At 59.6% G+C, this 16,676-nt stretch carries 12 protein-coding genes; 4 read left to right on the forward strand and 8 right to left on the reverse strand.

Annotation, left to right across the window (positions count from 1 at the left end):
• The first annotated feature begins 19 nt into the window (after nt 1-19).
• Nucleotides 20-880: a ketose 1,6-bisphosphate aldolase gene (locus B3041_RS06765; protein WP_292970733.1), complete on the forward strand. Its 861-nt coding sequence runs from the start codon at nt 20-22 to the stop codon at nt 878-880.
• A gap of 1 nt (nt 881) precedes the next feature.
• Nucleotides 882-1,928, forward strand: a complete 1,047-nt coding sequence (locus tag B3041_RS06770) for a carbohydrate kinase family protein (protein WP_065648975.1) — start codon at nt 882-884, stop codon at nt 1,926-1,928.
• Here the strand turns inward: B3041_RS06770 and B3041_RS06775 are convergent.
• The gene (locus B3041_RS06775; RefSeq protein ID WP_292970738.1) at nt 1,871-2,611 is read right to left on the reverse strand and encodes a winged helix-turn-helix domain-containing protein; all 741 of its coding nucleotides are present in this window, start codon (nt 2,609-2,611) and stop codon (nt 1,871-1,873) included. The genes B3041_RS06770 and B3041_RS06775 overlap by 58 nt on opposite strands.
• A 407-nt stretch (nt 2,612-3,018) precedes the next feature.
• On the opposite strand from B3041_RS06775, the gene B3041_RS06780 reads away from it, so the two are divergent.
• Entirely contained in the window at nt 3,019-4,317 is a 1,299-nt protein-coding gene (locus B3041_RS06780; RefSeq protein WP_292970741.1) for an NCS2 family permease, read from the forward strand.
• Nucleotides 4,318-4,371: 54 nt separating this feature from the next.
• Here B3041_RS06780 and B3041_RS06785 read toward each other — a convergent pair whose 3' ends face one another.
• Nucleotides 4,372-5,826 carry an AMP nucleosidase gene (locus tag B3041_RS06785; RefSeq protein WP_292970744.1) on the reverse strand — a complete coding sequence of 485 codons (1,455 nt, stop codon included), beginning with the start codon at nt 5,824-5,826 and terminating at the stop codon, nt 4,372-4,374.
• 272 nt (nt 5,827-6,098) lie between these two features.
• Here B3041_RS06785 and B3041_RS06790 point away from each other — a divergent pair, with 272 nt between their 5' ends.
• On the forward strand, nt 6,099-7,520 hold the full coding sequence (locus tag B3041_RS06790) for an EmmdR/YeeO family multidrug/toxin efflux MATE transporter (protein WP_292970747.1): 1,422 nt from the start codon (nt 6,099-6,101) through the stop codon (nt 7,518-7,520).
• Here B3041_RS06790 and B3041_RS06795 read toward each other — a convergent pair.
• The 6 genes from B3041_RS06795 to B3041_RS06820 form a co-directional block, all read right to left on the reverse strand.
• Complete coding sequence (locus B3041_RS06795; RefSeq protein WP_065648980.1) at nt 7,509-8,273, reverse strand: 3'-5' exonuclease; 765 nt, start codon at nt 8,271-8,273, stop codon at nt 7,509-7,511. The genes B3041_RS06790 and B3041_RS06795 overlap by 12 nt on opposite strands.
• A 7-nt stretch (nt 8,274-8,280) precedes the next feature.
• Nucleotides 8,281-10,158, reverse strand: coding sequence for a DUF294 nucleotidyltransferase-like domain-containing protein (locus tag B3041_RS06800; protein WP_065648981.1), 1,878 nt, complete (start codon nt 10,156-10,158; stop codon nt 8,281-8,283).
• Between the two features lie 64 nt (nt 10,159-10,222).
• Complete coding sequence (locus B3041_RS06805) at nt 10,223-11,881, reverse strand: BCCT family transporter (RefSeq protein ID WP_039385230.1); 1,659 nt, start codon at nt 11,879-11,881, stop codon at nt 10,223-10,225.
• A gap of 181 nt (nt 11,882-12,062) precedes the next feature.
• Nucleotides 12,063-12,923, reverse strand: a complete 861-nt coding sequence (gene purU / locus B3041_RS06810; RefSeq protein ID WP_065648982.1) for a formyltetrahydrofolate deformylase — start codon at nt 12,921-12,923, stop codon at nt 12,063-12,065.
• 67 nt (nt 12,924-12,990) lie between these two features.
• Entirely contained in the window at nt 12,991-13,662 is a 672-nt protein-coding gene (locus B3041_RS06815) for a sarcosine oxidase subunit gamma (protein ID WP_292970759.1), read from the reverse strand.
• Complete coding sequence (locus B3041_RS06820) at nt 13,655-16,675, reverse strand: sarcosine oxidase subunit alpha (RefSeq protein ID WP_292970762.1); 3,021 nt, start codon at nt 16,673-16,675, stop codon at nt 13,655-13,657. Before B3041_RS06820 ends, B3041_RS06815 begins: the two co-directional genes overlap by 8 nt.
• Nucleotide 16,676: the final 1 nt, after the last annotated feature.

Raw genomic sequence — 16,676 nt, forward strand, 5'->3', positions numbered from 1 at the left:
CACGTGACGGGAGCACTTCATGGCACTGATATCTCTGGCGCAGGGGCTGGCCCATGCGCAGCAGCACGGCTACGCGCTGGGCGCATTCAACGTCCTCGACACCCACTTTCTGCGCGCGCTGTTCCAGGCGGCAGAGCAGCAGCGCTCACCCTTTATCATCAATCTCGCCGAGGTGCATTTTAAGTATGTCAGCCTCGATCACCTGGTTGCGGCGATTCGCTGTGAGGCGGCGCGGCACGCGATTCCGGTGGTGCTCAATCTCGATCACGGTCTGCATTTTGAGGCGGTGGTACAGGCGGTACGCCTCGGCTTTACCTCGGTAATGTTTGACGGCTCCGGGCTGAGCTATGACGAGAATGTGCGTCAGACGAAGGAAGTCGTCAGACTCTGTCATGCGGTGGGCGTTTCGGTCGAAGCGGAGCTGGGCGCGGTGGGCGGCGACGAAGGCGGAGCGCTGACCGGTGAAGCGGACAGCGCAAAGTTTACCGATCCGGCGCGGGCGGCTGACTTTGTAAAGAGCACCGGCATCGACTGCCTGGCGGTGGCGATTGGCAACGCGCACGGTAAATATAAAGGCGAACCCCGCCTCGACTTCGACCGGCTGGCGGCGATCCGCAGCGCAGCAGGTATTCCGCTGGTGCTGCACGGCGGCTCGGGAATTAGCGACGCCGACTTTCGCCGCGCTATTACGCTTGGCATTCATAAAATCAACTTCTATACCGGCATGTCTCAGGCGGCGCTGGACGCAATAGAAACGCAGATCGGCCAGCGCGACGCCCGCTATGACAGTTTTGCTGAGCTGCTTATGGCGGTGGAGCGCAATATCAGCAGCGTGGTCGCGCAGCAGATGCAGATTTTCGGCAGCAGCGGACGCGCCTGAGATGACGGCGCGCAGCGGCATTCTGGCCGCCGGTACCCTGCTGGTCGATCATGTACAGCGCATTACGCACTGGCCGGAGCAGGGCTGGCTGACCGAAATTGTGGCGCGCGAGCGCTGCAGCGGCGGCGCGGTGCCGAATGTGATCCTGACGCTGGCACGCATGCAGTCAGGTTTACCGCTGGCGGGTGCCGGTATCACGGGCGAGGATGCGGATGGTGACTATCTGCTGCAGCGGCTGCGTGAGGAGGGCGTGGATTGCCACGGCGTGACGCGCACCCGTGCAGCGGCCACCGCCATGACGCAGGTGATGACCACGCCGGATGGTCAGCGCACCTTTTTCCACGCGCGCGGCGCCAGCGCGCTGCTTGATGTGGCGCATTTCCGCGAGCTTGCAACCCCGCACCGCATTTTTCATCTCGGCTATCTGCTGCTGCTCGACCAGCTTGACCAGCCTGACGCGCAGTTCGGCACGCGCAGCGCGCGGCTGCTGGCACAGATGCAGCAGCGCGGCTATCTGACCTCGCTCGATCTGGTCTCCCGCGCCGGCGATCACCGCGCCCTGGTGCTGCCGGCGCTGCGCTGGCTCGACTATCTGATCATCAATGAACTGGAAGCGTCAGCGCTGACCGGCATCCCGCTGCGGCACGGCACCGGGCTGGCACCGCCGGAGACGTTTGCCGCCGCGGGCGTCTGGCTTCTGCAGCAGGGCGTGCGTCAGCGCGTGGTGATCCACGCACCGGAAGGCGCATGGGGGGCAGAAAGGGGCGGAGAGGCGTGCTGGCAGCCGGCATGGCAGCTTGATGCCAGCGATATTGTCGGCAGCGTGGGGGCCGGGGACGCTTTCTGCGCCGGCGTGCTGTACGCCAGCCACGAGGGCTATACGCTGTCAGCCACCCTGCAGCTGGCGCACACCTGCGCCTGCTTTAACCTGCGCGCGGCGAATGCGCTGGATGGTATCCGGCCGTTACCGGAAATGCAGCGCTGGATGGATCAGGCGATCTGCGACACGGGCGCCGCCGGACGCACTACGTCGGCTGAAAACACATAGCCGAGGCCGCGAATGGTGCGGATAAGGTTTGGCTGATGCGGGTTCGCTTCGATTTTACGCCGCAGCCGCATGATCAGCACGTCGATAGTGCGGTCAAAGACATCCAGCGTTTCGCTGTGCGTCAGCTCCAGCAGCTGGTCGCGCGTTAACACTTTGCGGGCATGGGCAACCAGCGCACGCAGCAGCGTATATTCTCCCTGCGTCAGCGGCACGCTTTCACGCTGCGGATTCAGCAGCTGGCAGCGCATCTCATCCAGCTGCCAGCCGTTGAACTGCCAGCCTGCAGGGGGGACGCTCTCCGGTTCCCCGTGCCTGCCGCTGCGGCGCAGCGCGGCGCGCGCTCTGGCCACCACCACACGCGGATTGAACGGCTTAGCGATATAGTCATCGGCACCCATTTCGAGGCCAACCACCATCTCGGCCTCCGATCCCATACCGGTCAGCATGATCACCAGCACGCCCGGATGTTCTCGCTGGATCTGCTGCAGAACCAGCAGCCCGTTAGTATCCGGCAGCATCATATCGAGCATCACCAGCGAAATGTCCGGGTGCAGCGTCAGCAGCGCCTGGACATCGCGCCCGAGGTGGCAGCGATAGACGGCAGAAACATGCTCACTTAAGACATCGTGCAGCAGTTCGCAGATGGCACGATCATCGTCAACGATCAGTATCGCGGGCTTCATGGCGCGGCCTCGTTATCATGCAGAGAGTAGAGGCACTATAACCTGCTGTTTTTGACCTGCTGAATCGTGCAGCAGAAACGTGAGCGATATCGCCAGGCAGAACGCGAAAGCGTGCGGCACCGCAAAATTATTGCGCACAGCGTGGCATGAAGGAAAACGATTGCGCAGCAGCGGGGCAATGCACCATAATCGCGCTTCTTTCTGGTTCAGACTTTTCTTAACCGGATGCGTATCTGAAAACGTAAACGATTGCGCAGAGGATGGCACAGCAATTGCTATCAGGACAGGGGAAAGCGGAGGGGGCAACCTTACGTCCGGCAGACTCGCTTTCAGCAAAAAACAATCAGCTGTTAACCACGTTGGCCAGTGAGAACGCGCAGCCGCTGCGTCTCCGTTCATGAGAGAGAATGATGTTAGAGAAACTGTTTAAGCTTAAGGCGCACAACACCACCGTGCGCACGGAGATCGTGGCGGGGATCACCACCTTCCTCGCAATGGCCTATATCCTGTTTGTTAACCCCGCGATTCTGGGCGCGACCGGCATGGATAAAGGGGCGGTGTTCGTGGCGACCTGTCTCGCGGCAGCAATCGGCTCAATTCTGATGGGACTGATTGCTAACTATCCGATTGCGCTGGCCCCCGGCATGGGGCTGAACGCGTTTTTCACTTACACCGTTGTGCTGCATATGGGTTACACCTGGCAGATTGCGCTGGGCGCAGTGTTTCTTTCGGCAGTGATCTTCTTTGCCCTCTCCATCTTTAAAATTCGTGAGTGGATTATCGCCAGCATCCCGCTGCCGCTGCGGGCCGGCATTGCCGCCGGTATCGGTCTGTTTCTGGCGCTGATCGCGCTGGAAGGTGCCGGCATTGTGGTGGATAACCCGGCGACGCTGGTCGGGCTGGGCGATCTGACCAAACCGGGGCCGCTGCTGGCGCTGCTCGGCTTTTTTATCATCGTGGTACTGGAAGCGCGCCGCGTGACCGGCGCGGTGCTGATCGGTATTCTGGTGGTGACCTTTATCTCTATGGGCATCGGCCTGACGCCGTTTGGCGGCGTCTTCTCCGCACCGCCTTCGATTGCGCCTACCTTTATGCAGCTCGACATCGCCGGCGCCTTCAATGTGGGGCTGGTAAGCGTAATTTTTGCCTTTCTGTTTGTTGATGTGTTTGATAACACGGGCACGCTGCTGGGCGTGACGAAACGCGCAGGCCTGGCGGATGAGCAGGGCAACGTGCCAAAAATGGGACGCGCACTGATCGCTGACAGCGCGGCGGCGCTGTTTGGCTCACTGCTCGGCACTTCAACCACCACCAGCTATGTGGAATCCGCGGCTGGCGTCAGCGCCGGCGGACGCACCGGTCTGACGGCGGTTGTGGTAGCCGTGCTGTTTCTGCTGAGCCTGTTCTTCTCACCGCTGGCGGGCAGCGTGCCGGTCTGGGCCACTGCCCCGGCGCTGCTGTTTGTCGCCGTACTGATGGCGTCCGGCCTGGCGGAAATTGACTGGAAAGATGTGACGACGGCAGCACCGGTAACGGTAACGGCGCTGACCATGCCGCTGACCTACTCCATTGCCAACGGCATCGCCTTTGGTTTCATCACCTGGACCGTCGTTAAGCTGCTGAGCGGTCGCAGCAGGGAGGTCAATAGCGCACTGGTGATCCTCTCACTGCTGTTTGTCATCAAGCTGGGATGGCTCAGCGCCTGATCAAAAAAGGGAAGCCCGCCCGGGCTTCCCTGCTGATGGACGCAGGCTGGTGCGTTACCGGAACGGCGGCTCGTTGAACGTGCGCAGCTTGCGGGAATGCAGCTTATCGCCCTCGGCGCGCAGCAGCTCTACCGCACAAATGCCAATCTGCAGATGTTCAGAAATGGCCCCCTCGTAAAAGCGGTTCGCCTGACCCGGCAGCTTGATCTCACCGTGCAGCGGTTTATCAGAAACGCACAGCAGCGTGCCGTAAGGCACGCGAAAGCGGTAGCCCTGCGCCGCGATAGTCGCACTCTCCATATCCACCGCCACGGCGCGGCTCAGGTTAAAACGCAGCGCGGAAGCGGCGTAGCGCAGCTCCCAGTTGCGATCGTCAGTGGTGACCACCGTACCGGTACGCAGCCGCTGTTTAACCTCTTCACCCGGCATGCCGCTCACTGACTTGGTCGCATCGTAGAGCGCACGCTGCACTTCGGCGATGCTGGGTACCGGAATATCCGGCGGCAGCACGCTGTCGAGCACATGGTCATCACGCAGGTAGGCGTGGGCCAGCACATAGTCGCCGATATTCTGACTTTCGCGCAGGCCGCCGCAGTGGCCAATCATCAGCCAGGCGTGCGGACGCGTTACTGCCAGATGATCGCAGATAGTTTTGGCATTGGAAGGGCCTACGCCAATGTTGACCAGCGTAATTCCGCGCCGGTTGGGGGAGGTAAGATGCCAGGCGGGCATCTGGTGCTTTTTCCACGCCAGATCGGACATCATCGCGGCGGGATCGGCCGTTTCCGCCGTGATGACTACGTCGCCGGCGCAGGCGAGGCTGTCATAGGGCGTGGCAGGATCCTGCACCTGTTCTATCGCCCAGCGCACAAACTCATCGACGTACCGGGTGTAGTTGGTGAATAGCACGAAAGGCTGGAAGTGTTCCACAGCCGTACCGGTGTAGTGCCGCAGGCGCGCCAGCGAGAAGTCGGTACGCAGTGCGTCAAAATGGGAGAGCGGGAAGCGGGCATCGGCGTTGAACAGGCCATCTGCGGTCTCATCGCCAATCTGCGACAGCTCGGTGGTCGGGAAATGGCGGGCAATACTGGCGCTCATCGAGCGGTCAAGCGACAGATCCGAACCGTCAATCACGTAAGGGTAGGGGATCTCCTGCTGCGACGGCCCCACTTCAATCAGCACGTCATACTCTTTCTCAATCATCTGCAGCTGCTCGCTGAGATAGTGGCGCAGCAGCGCAGGGCGGGTAATCGTCGTGCTGTAGCGGCCGGTATGGGTAAAGCGGCCCCAGGCACGGGTGCGGTTCTGCTGCGGACCCTCTCCCTGCCAGGTCAGGCGCAGCTCCGGATAGACAAACAGCCCCTGCTGCCGCTGCTCTGTGTCGGGCAGCGTACCCTGTTCAGTGAAGTCGCGGATAGCGTTGCGCAGCGCCTCAACCGCCGCATCGTAGCAGCGCTCCAGTTCATCCAGTGCCTGATGGGCAGTCAATCCGTTCCGTTGTGTTTGCATAGATTCTCCTTCAGGAAAATGGATCAGGTTGAGCAGAGCATAGCGGATAAACCGGCTGATATAATTAAGAATCTGTGACGCTATGCCAGCGTAATTATTGCGTACAGAAATTAACGTGGCTGCGCAAAGCGGGCAGAAATAAAAAGTTTGTAATAATGATTAAATGGCCGCCGCAAAGACTTTGCATAATCGCTGGCCGCCTATCATCATTACCTCTCCTCTCTCATCCAAAGTGATTTGGTACTCTCTTGCAAAATCCCGGTGTGGCAGTAATGCGGGCGGTTCGCAACACGGCGTGGTATCCCCGGCGCCGGACTTACCGCACGCTGTTGTGGCGTGAGATCGCGCCGCTGGCGATCCCTATCTTTATCGAAAACCTCTGCGTCATGCTGATGGGCGTGCTGAGCACGTTTCTGGTCAGCTGGCTGGGCAAAGAGGCGATGGCGGGTGTCGGGCTGGCAGACAGCTTCAACATGGTGATCATCTCCTTTTTTGCGGCTATCGATCTCGGCACCACGGTGGTGGTGGCGTTTAGCCTGGCGCGCCGCAACGGGAAACGCGCCCGCGCGGCCACCCGGCAGTCGCTGGGGCTGATGACCGTGCTGGCGCTGGTGCTGGCGCTGGCGATTGAGTTCTGGGGACACCTGATCATTGACGTCATCGCCGGCAGCGCAGACCCGCAGGTCAAACAGCTGGCGCTGAGTTATCTGCAGACCTCCGCCTGGAGTTATCCGGCGGCGGCCATTGCGCTGATTGGCAGCGGTGCGCTGCGCGGCGCGGGTAACACCAAAATTCCGATGCTGATCAACGGCGGCATGAATATCCTGAACATCATGATCAGCAGCGTGCTGATTTATGGCGCGCTGGGCTGGGAAGGAATGGGGTTCATCGGGGCGGGCCTCGGGCTGACAATTTCACGCTACATCGGTGCGCTGGCGGTGCTCTATGCGCTCTGGCGCGGTATCAGCCCGGCGCTGAAGCTCACGCTCAGCAGCTACTTCCGCCGCTGGGATCGCGCCATCCTGATGGAAGTGCTGGGGATCGGCGTGCCCGCCAGTATTGAGTCCGTGCTGTTTAACGGCGGTAAGCTGCTGACGCAGATCTTTGTCGCCGGTATGGGCACCAATGAAATCGCCGGTAACTTTATTGCGTTCTCTATTGCCACGCTGATCAACCTGCCGGGCAACGCGCTGGGTTCTGCCTCCACCATCATTACCGGCAAACGGCTTGGCCGGAATCAGGTGATGCAGGCGGAGCGTCAAATCAGACATGTGTTCTGGCTGGCGATGATCGGGCTCTGTACGCTGGCGCTGATCACCGTTCCGCTGGCGGGTACGCTGGCGCGCTTCTATACCCGCGATCCGGCGGTAATTGAGGTCACAAAACATCTGATCTGGCTCAACGCCGCCTTTATGCCGATCTGGACCGCCTCCTGGGTGCTGCCCGCCGGACTGAAAGGGGCCCGCGACGCACGCTACACGATGTTTGTCTCGATGTTCAGTATGTGGGGCGCGCGCGTGGTAGCGGGCTATCTGCTGGGCATTGAACTTGGCATCGGGGTGGTCGGCGTGTGGCTCGGTATGTTCCTTGACTGGACGGTGCGCGGTCTCTGCTTCTGGTGGCGACTCAGCAGCGGCAAATGGCTAAGCAACTACCGGCGCATGCTGGCGAAAGCAGGTGGCTCAGCACCATAGCTCGCGTAATGGCGTCTGCGGCGGGAAGTGGTGGGCACACTGCGCCTGCAGCAGCTCGGCACAGCCCAGTGCGTCCGTCAGCGCGTTATGTGCCGGATAGTGCGGCAGATGGTAACGCGCCCGGCTCTCCGGCAGGCACAGCGAGGGGCGGGCGCTGCCGCGCCACAGTTTTCGCAGCCGGCTGACCGGTGCGTGCTGACAAAGCAGCCCTTCCAGCGCCAGCGTGTCGATACAGGGAAAAATAATGCCTTCTCCGATGCGCCGCTGCAGCGCCGCGTTCAGAAAATGCTGCTCAATGCCGCGATGGTGAACCACCATCACGCGGCCCGCCATCATGGTCAGCAGCTTCAGCAGCCGTTCACTCAGATCGGGTGCGTGCGCCACCGTCGCGTGGGTGATGCCGTGAATGACCACTGATTCATGGCGCAGATCGGCACGCGGGTTGAGGATCCAGTGCACGCTTTCGCTAAGCCGGATACGCGTCAGGCTGAGGGGAATAAGGCCGATACTGACAATATCGTCGCGCCGGGTATTCAGCCCGGTGGTTTCAAAGTCCATTGCCAGCAGCGGCACCTCGCTGATGGGCGTCGCCGCATCCGGTACGCCAGCCCGGTAGTAGTGCTGCAGCGCCGGATGGCGTGCTGTCTCTGCCTGCTGCGCCAGCAGCGCGGGCCAGTCCGGCGCGAATCCTGCGCGCGGTGCCGGTGCCGGCGCCGGTGCAGATCGCAGCAGCTGTTTACTGATATGCAGCATAGTTACCTCACACTTTCCGGCCTGGCTGATAACGGTATTTCAGGAATTTCTGCGCGTTGCTCAGGATCTGAAAGGCATCCTTAAGGTTTTTGCGCTCGAACTCAGAGAGATTGAGCGGCTCAATGCGGTTATCCGGCTCCTGACCGCTCTCCACGTCCTGCGCCTGATGCCGGATACGTACCATCGAGATAAATTCCAGTGCGTCACGCAGATCCTGACCGCGCCCGTGCGGCAGCAGGTCGGTTTGCATAATATCCTGCAGCCGGTCAAACGAGTTGCGTGCTGCTGAACCGGCAGCCAGCGCATGCACGCGGATCAGATCGGCCAGCGGGGCAGTGCCGCGACGTTTCATATCGATGGACTGCGTGTGCTGACCCGAAGGCTCCATCACAAAATTTTTAAAGAAACCCAGCGGCGGTTTGCGCAGCAGCGCGTTGCGCGCCATACAGGCGAGAAAGCGCGAGTTGTGCCGGACCTTATGCGTGATGCGTTTATTCAGCTGCTCACCCCACTCCAGCTGACCCCAGACGGCATCAAGATCGAAGAAAATTGCGCTGTCCAGCAGCGTCTGCGGGGAAGGGGTGTCAATCCATTCATCAAAGTATCCTTCCCAGACGGCCAGCGGCTGACGCCAGCGCCCGTTGGTGGCCATGATATTGCCGCTGCAGTAGTGATAGCCGCAGGCCGCCAGGCCATCGCAGACGCGGCGCGCCAGCGCCATGAAATAGGCTTCATGCCGGAAGGCGTCATACCGGTTGTCGAGGATCAGCGCGTTATCCTGGTCGGTGACCAGCAGCTGCTCCTGACGTGCCATCGATCCCAGCGTAATAAAACAGTAGGGCACCGGCGGCGGCCCCAGTTCAGCTTCAGCCAGCGCCAGCAGCCGCTGCGTGAAGCTGCGCCCGATAACCGCCATGGCGCGGCCCGTCATCTGCGAATTGGCGTCTTCGCGCACGATGCGGCTAAAACAGGCGCGTACCTCATTTTTCAGCGCGCTCAGCTCACTGATGCTGTTGCAGTGAAAAATACGGCTGACAAGAAACAGGCTGTTTTGCGACTCATAGCGGATGATATCTGACTGAGAGATCACCCCGACCGGCTGACCCTGCTTCAGCACCGGCAGATGATGTATGTTGTGCTGCATCATGATCAGCATCGCTTCAAATACCAGCTGATGATGAGCGACGTGCGTCAGCTGCCCGGTCATGATCGTTCCGACCGGCGTATTGAAGTTCAGCCCGCGGGCAATGACCCGATCGCGCAAATCTTTATCCGTCACGATGCCCGCCAGTCGCTGCGGGGTTTCCCCGTCAGCATCCGGGGTCACAATCAGCAGTGACGACACCCCTTCTTTACTCATTTTTTGCGCCGCTTCACACACCGTGGCGCGGCTGTCGATGGTCACCGGTAGCCGGCTAATCAGCGCTTCAATGCGTGACGTCATCAGGCCGCTCGCCTCTTCGGTACGCGCAACGGTTTGCCGCAGGCGGGTGCGATCTTCCACCTCGACCAGATCGGCAAACTCTTCGTATTTGCTGAATAGCTCATTAAAAATCGGGGCGGGAATAAGATAGGTCAGCGTATCTTCCAGCGCGGTAACCGGAAAGCGCACGCTGTTCTCACGCAATAAACCGAACTCACCAAAATAGCCGCCGGCGCTCAGTCGGTTATACAGGTCGCCGTTGCGGCGATAAATCTCTACCGCGCCGCTGCGGATGATATACCAGGCGTCGACCTGCTGGCCAAAGGTGAGGATCGGCGTACCGGCTTTGTAATAGCTCACTTCAAGGGTGGCAGCAATGCGCGCCAGTGCCGCCAGCGGCAGGCTGTTAAACGGCGGGTAGCGCTGAATAAAGTCGATGATTTCCTGATGTCCGGCCTGCATAGCGATCTCCCTTCCTGCACCTGCAGCGGCGGATAGCCTGGCCGGCTATCCGCCTGCGTGCGTGCTATTGATTGCGCACAGCGGGAGCCGGGCGCGTCGGGCGTGGCTCAGAGAGCAATCCCTTTACAACGGCGACCGATGCGACCAGCAGCACCAGTGCAAAAGGCAATCCGGTGGAGACCACCATTGCCTGCAGGGCATCCAGCCCGCCGCCGAGGATCAGTACGATGGCGACCAGCGCTTCAAACACGCACCAGAATACGCGTTGCGCAGTCGGGGATTCAATTTTACCGCCGGAGGCGATGATATCGATCACCAGCGTGCCGGAGTCAGCTGAGGTGACAAAGAACACCACCACCAGAATGATGGCGACCACGCAGGTGATTTTTGCCAGCGGCAGCGTGTCGAGCATGGTAAAGAGCTGCAGCGGCAGAATGGCATCAGCAATACTCTGATATCCCTCAGTAAAATATTGATGGATAGTGGTGCCGCCCAGTACCGTCATCCACAGTACACACGCCAGTGACGGGACCAGCAGCACGGAGATGATAAACTCCCGTACCGTGCGACCACGTGAAATACGCGCGATAAACATGCCGACAAACGGTGACCAGGAGATCCACCACGCCCAGTAGAAGGAGGTCCAGCCGGCGGCAAAATTGCTGTCTGGACGGGAGACCGGATTGGAGAGCGCGGGCAGGAACTCAATATAGGAGACGAGGTTAGAGAAAAAGCCGCTAAACAGCAGCATGGTCGGGCCGACCACGATAATAAACAGCAGCAGCAGACCGGCGAGGATCATGTTCGCTTCTGATAAGCGCCGCACCCCGGCGTCCAGCCCGGCGACCACAGAAAAGGTGGCAATAGCGGTAATCGCGATCACCAGTACAATCTGCGTGGTTTGTCCCAGCGGTACATCAAACAGAAAATTCAGTCCGGATGCGGCCTGCGAAGCACCCAGCCCCAGGGAGGTGGCGAGGCCAAACAGCGTGGCCAGCACGGCAAGAATGTCGATCAGATGACCAGGCCAGCCCCATACGGCATCACCCAGCAGCGGATAAAAGAGTGACCGGATAGTCAGCGGCAGGCCTTTGTTAAAGGTGAAGAGGGCCAGTCCCAGGGCAAGAACCGCATAGATCGCCCACGGATGGAGCGCCCAGTGGAAAATCGTAGCCGCCATGGCCAGCCGCGTAGCCTCTTCTGCTGATCCACTCGCACCGCCCAGCGGCGCCCAGTCGGTACGCACGCCATTTTCAGTGGCCGTGCCGCCTATCGCGCTGGAGAAATGCGACAGCGGCTCAGAGACGCCGTAAAACATCAGGCCGATACCCATGCCGGCGGCAAACAGCATCGAGAACCAGGTGACGTAGTTGTAATCGGGACGGGCGAGGGTGCCGCCGAGCCGAACCTTGCCCAGCGGTGAGAAAACCAGTCCCAGACAGATGATGACAAAAATATTGCCTGCGCCAATGAAAAACCAGTCGAGTTTAGTGGTAAGCCAGCTCAGCATGCCTTTGAACAGCGGGGCAACATCACTCTGAAACGCCAGCGTTAATATAACAAATAGAATTACGGCGATGCCGGATATCGCAAATACCCGGTTGTGAATATCCAGACCAAAGGGTCCGACATTCACGATAATATTATCCTGGCCTACCTGATAGTCAGTATCATAGGGCGATACTTCGCCATCAGGCGTCATCGGATCTCTGGAATCCGCCATAGTGATTTCCTCGCGACTTACGTGTTGTTGTTAAAAACCTGCCGCTGATGTCAGGACAGGTTCTGTTTTATTTAACGCTGAAGGTCGTGATCAATCCCTGATTACCCTGTTTTCCGAAAAAAGATAAAAACGTGCAGCCTGCTGGTGCATTCACTGCACTTTTTATTGGCGATTGCACCGGTTAACTGAAAACCACCGTGCGCTTGCCGCTTAAAAATACGCGTTTTTCAACGTGATAACGTACTGCATTAAATAGCGTGACGCGTTCAATATCCTGGCCGCGACTGATCAGATCATCGGGATAAAGCGCGTGATCGACACTCTGAATACCCTGCGTAATAATGGGTCCCTCATCCAGGTCATTATTAACGTAGTGCGCTGTGGCACCGACCATTTTGACGCCTTTTTCCCACGCCTGATGGTAGGGGCGTGCGCCTTTAAATCCCGGCAGCAGTGAGTGATGAATATTAATGGCTTTACCGTCGAGCTTTTCACACATCAGCGGCGAAAGAACCTGCATATAGCGTGCCAGTACCACCAGGTCGATATTATATTGATCCAGCAGAGCAAGAATTTGAGCTTCCTGTTCTGCGCGATTCGCATTATTTACCGGCAGATGGTACCAGGGAATGCCGTGCCATTCAGCCAGTGAGCAGAGATCGGGGTGGTTAGAAATAATCAGGGGCACATCAATAGATAATTGTCCGGTGCGATGCCGGAATAACAGGTCATTCAGACAGTGATCAAATTTAGAGACCAGAATGGCCACGCGCTCACGATGCTGCGGCGGGGTAAGCTGCCATTGCATTTCAAACGGGGCTACACGCGGAGTGAAATTATCACGGAATATATCGGTACTGAATTGCGCAGCGGGTGAAAAAGCAACGCGAATAAAAAAGTGGTGGCTGACGCGGTCATCGAACGAATGGATTTCATTAATATAGTGACCCGATTCCGCCATAAACCGGGTCACGACATCCACCGTGCCTAATTTACTCGGGCAGCTGGCGGTAAAAATCCATGAATCGGGCAGCACGCTCATGGGCGACTCCTGATAATAAGAGAAAGGCGTGCCGGCGGGCAGTTAGCCGCGCCGGCACGGCCGGATATTACGTGGTGATCTTCAGGCCATATTCACGGCTGGCATCCCGTAGCCAGAGCCAGATGTACTCTGCGAAACTGCGGCGGATCACCAGCTCCCAGCTTTCCGGACCGGTGCGGCGGATCAGCGCGCTGCTCTTCGCAAACACCGACCCGGCAACTTTGCCGACCGGAAACTGTGACGGATGCAGATCAAGCACCGTGCTCTTTTTCAGCACATCCACAGCATGTTTACCGGAGAGCGCCAGAATGGTCTGGCCGCCGCTGACGTTCACCACCGAACAGTGGCCGTCGATTTCAGCGCGCAGCGCTTTCTCTACCGGGAACAGCTGATCCATTGGCAGCACCACCAGCCACTCATCGGGACTGAGCCAGCGCACGGAGATATCGCCATCTTCGGCAGAGGTCAGCGGCGCGGCAGGCAGCGGGACACCTAATACCGTCAGGCAGCCCTGCATAAAGCTCACATTGTTTTGCGAACCGCGCAGTACCAGATGCCCGTACAGCGCCAGCTCGCGCAGTTCAACGCCTGCCTGCTGAGACTGACTGGCGGTGACGGGACCGCGATCGGCGTGATGCAGCGGCGACTCGGCGCGCACCTGCGGCGCGACCTGGTTCATGACCGCGACCTGTCTGACGGTCCCTGCGGGTTTGGTTTCAGGTAAGAGGGTTTCAGACATGTTGACGTTCTCCTTTCGGATCGATAAAGACCGGGCTGCAGATTTCCGCTTCAACCACACGGCCATCTGCCAGCGGATAAAACACGGTTTCGCCCATACGTTGCAGCCCGCCTTTGATAAAGCCCATTGCGATACTGCGGTTCAGATTGGCGCTCCAGTAGCTGGAGCTGACGTGGCCCAGCAGATCCATCGGCACCGGCTGCTGCGGATTGGCTACCGCCTGCGCACCTTCCGGTAGCACCACCAGCGGGTCACGCGTTTTCAGGCCCACCAGTTGTTTACGCTGCTCGCGCACACAGTCTTCCCGCGCCATACCGCGCTTGCCGATATAGCTAAACGGTTTTGAATCGGCGACGCACCAGCCCATATTGAGATCGTGCGGCGTGACGGACCCATCCGTATCCTGACCGGCAATAATGAAACCTTTCTCCGCACGCAGAATGTGCATGGTCTCCGTGCCGTACGGCGTCAGATCGTATTTCGCCCCGTGCTCAAACAGCTTCTCCCAGACCGCAAGCCCGTAGTTTGCCTGCACGTTGATCTCAAACGACAGTTCACCGGTAAACGAGATGCGGAAGATACGCGCCGGTACGCCGGCAACCGTGCCTTCCTGCCAGTCCATGAACTTAAAGGTCTCTTTATCCAGAGAGACATCGCTGCAGAGTTCCGCCAGCAGGTTGCGGCTCTCCGGACCGGAAATGGTCATGGTTGCCCAGTGATCGGTCACGCTGGTGAAGAACACTTCCAGCTCCGGCCATTCAGTCTGATGGTAGAGCTCCAGCCACTCCATAACGTGCGCCGCGCCGCCGGTCGTGGTGGTCATCAGAAAATGGTTCTCCGCGAGGCAGGAGGTCACACCGTCGTCAAACACCATACCGGTTTCACCGCACATCAGGCCGTAGCGGCACTTGCCCACGCCGAGCTTAGCCCAGGCGTTGGTATAGACGCGGCTGATAAACTCGCGCGCATCTTTACCCTGAATATCAATTTTGCCGAGTGTAGACGCGTCAAGGATACCGACGCCGCTGCGCACTGCGCGGCATTCGCGATCCAGCGACTGCTGCATGGTTTCCCCCGGACGCGGGTAGTACCACGGACGTTTCCACTGGCCGACATCCTCAAACTTCGCACCCTGCTGTACGTGCCACTTATGCATGGCGGTAAAGCGTTTAGGATCAAACAGCTCACCGCAGTTACGCCCCGCGATAGCGCCAAAAGCGATCGGCGTATAGTTCGGACGAAACACCGTGGTGCCGGTCTCGGGAATGGTTTTGCCCATCACTTTGGCGGCAATCGCCATGCCGTTGATGTTGCCGAGCTTTCCCTGATCGGTACCAAACCCCATCGCCGTATAGCGCTTGATGTGCTCAATCGCCTCAAACCCTTCACGCGTTGCCAGCGCAATGCCGGCCGCCGTCACGTCGTTCTGGAAATCAACAAACTGTTTAGGCGCCCGGCTGATCGGTTTGGTGTGCGGAATATGAAACAGCGCGGCGGGCGTATGCTCAATCCACTTTTTCACCTCAGGCAGCGCGACCTCAACCGGCGTCAGCCCAAGTTTCAGCACGGCGTCCTGACCCGCTTTGATCCCCTCCTGCAGCACATTGTCGAGCGCGTAGCGGCCGTTGATGCCACCCGCCGTCAGCTGCTGCTGCGTGGTGGGGCCAGGCAGGAAGCCAATGACGTCGCTGTTCCAGACCGGACGGCTGCCGGTATGTCCGGCGAGGTGGATCACCGGGCTCCAGCCACCGGAGCTGGCCACGGTATCGCAGGAGAGGGTAAAGGGCTTGCCGGTAAGGGCATCGCCTTTCTTATCGATAGCGGCAATGGTGACGCCGCTGACGCGCTTTTTACCCTGTACGTCGATCACCGCGCTGCCGTTGATCACCCGAATACCGCGGCGGCGCACGGCGGCGGCCAGCTCACCTTTAGTGGCGGCGCGCGTATCGACCACGGCCACAACCTCACGACCGGCATCGGCCCAGTCCAGCGCAGTCTGATAGGCACTGTCGTTGGTGGTCATCAGCACCAGCTGATTGCCGGGCACCACGCCATAGCGATTGATATAGACGGAGATGGCGGAAGCGATCATACAGCCGGGCACATCGTTGTGGCTGAAGACCAGCGGGCGCTCCTGCGCGCCGGTGGCAAGCACTACCCAGTGCGCCCGCACGCGGTGCATGCGCTGACGTACCTGTCCGGCTGCCGCGCGGTCGCCGTGGTAATCTGTGCGGTTCTCATTAATGGTTAAGAAGTTATGATCGTGATAGCCGTTCACCGTCGCGCGCATCAGCAGCGTCACTTCCGGCATGGTGGCCAGTTCTGCCACCACCTCTGCAACCCAGTCGGCGGCCGGCTTGCCCTCGATCAGTTCGCGGCTGGCGAGCAGGTGTCCGCCCGGTTCGCTCTGCTCGTCTGCCAGGATCACGCGCGCACCGCTGCGGCCGGCGGTCAGCGCCGCCATCAGGCCCGCCGGACCGGCACCCACGATCATCACATCGCAGTGCTGATTCATGGCGTCATAAATATCCGGGTCTTTCTCCTGCGGCGCACGTCCCAGCCCGGCGGCCTTACGGATAAATTTCTCGTAAGTCGGCCACATTGACTGCGGATACATAAAGGTTTTGTAGTAAAAGCCGGGCGGCATCACTTTGCCGCCGAGGTTACCCACCAGCCCCATCAGGTCAGATTCCACATTGGGCCAGCCGTTGGTGGCAGAGCAGACCAGGCCCTCATAGAGCGTCTGCTGCGTGGCGCGCACGTTGGGTACCTGAGTCGCTTCCGTTGCACCCAGCTGCAGCACGGCATTCGGCTCTTCCGCGCCCGCGGCAACGATGCCGCGCGGGCGGCTGTATTTAAAACTGCGTCCGACAATATCAATGCCGTTGGCCAGCAGGGCAGACGCGACGGTATCGCCTTCATAGCCCTGATACTGACGGCCGTTCCAGGTAAAGTTCAGCGGGGTGGAACGATTGATTCTGCCGCCGGACGGCAGGCGATTTTTCTGGCTCATG

The organism is Pantoea sp. UBA4549, assembly GCF_002387285.1.
GTDB lineage: Bacteria > Pseudomonadota > Gammaproteobacteria > Enterobacterales > Enterobacteriaceae > Pantoea > Pantoea borealis.

Coding starts and splice junctions, on each gene's coding strand:
- B3041_RS06820 (WP_292970762.1), bottom strand. CDS start 16,675: ATGAGCCAGAAAAATCGCCTGCCGTCCGGCGGCAGAATCAATCGTTCC.
- purU (WP_065648982.1), bottom strand. CDS start 12,923: ATGAGCGTGCTGCCCGATTCATGGATTTTTACCGCCAGCTGCCCGAGT.
- B3041_RS06765 (WP_292970733.1), top strand. CDS start 20: ATGGCACTGATATCTCTGGCGCAGGGGCTGGCCCATGCGCAGCAGCAC.
- B3041_RS06790 (WP_292970747.1), top strand. CDS start 6,099: ATGCGGGCGGTTCGCAACACGGCGTGGTATCCCCGGCGCCGGACTTAC.
- B3041_RS06780 (WP_292970741.1), top strand. CDS start 3,019: ATGATGTTAGAGAAACTGTTTAAGCTTAAGGCGCACAACACCACCGTG.
- B3041_RS06815 (WP_292970759.1), bottom strand. CDS start 13,662: ATGTCTGAAACCCTCTTACCTGAAACCAAACCCGCAGGGACCGTCAGA.
- B3041_RS06785 (WP_292970744.1), bottom strand. CDS start 5,826: ATGCAAACACAACGGAACGGATTGACTGCCCATCAGGCACTGGATGAA.
- B3041_RS06805 (WP_039385230.1), bottom strand. CDS start 11,881: ATGGCGGATTCCAGAGATCCGATGACGCCTGATGGCGAAGTATCGCCC.
- B3041_RS06775 (WP_292970738.1), bottom strand. CDS start 2,611: ATGAAGCCCGCGATACTGATCGTTGACGATGATCGTGCCATCTGCGAA.
- B3041_RS06800 (WP_065648981.1), bottom strand. CDS start 10,158: ATGCAGGCCGGACATCAGGAAATCATCGACTTTATTCAGCGCTACCCG.
- B3041_RS06770 (WP_065648975.1), top strand. CDS start 882: ATGACGGCGCGCAGCGGCATTCTGGCCGCCGGTACCCTGCTGGTCGAT.
- B3041_RS06795 (WP_065648980.1), bottom strand. CDS start 8,273: ATGCTGCATATCAGTAAACAGCTGCTGCGATCTGCACCGGCGCCGGCA.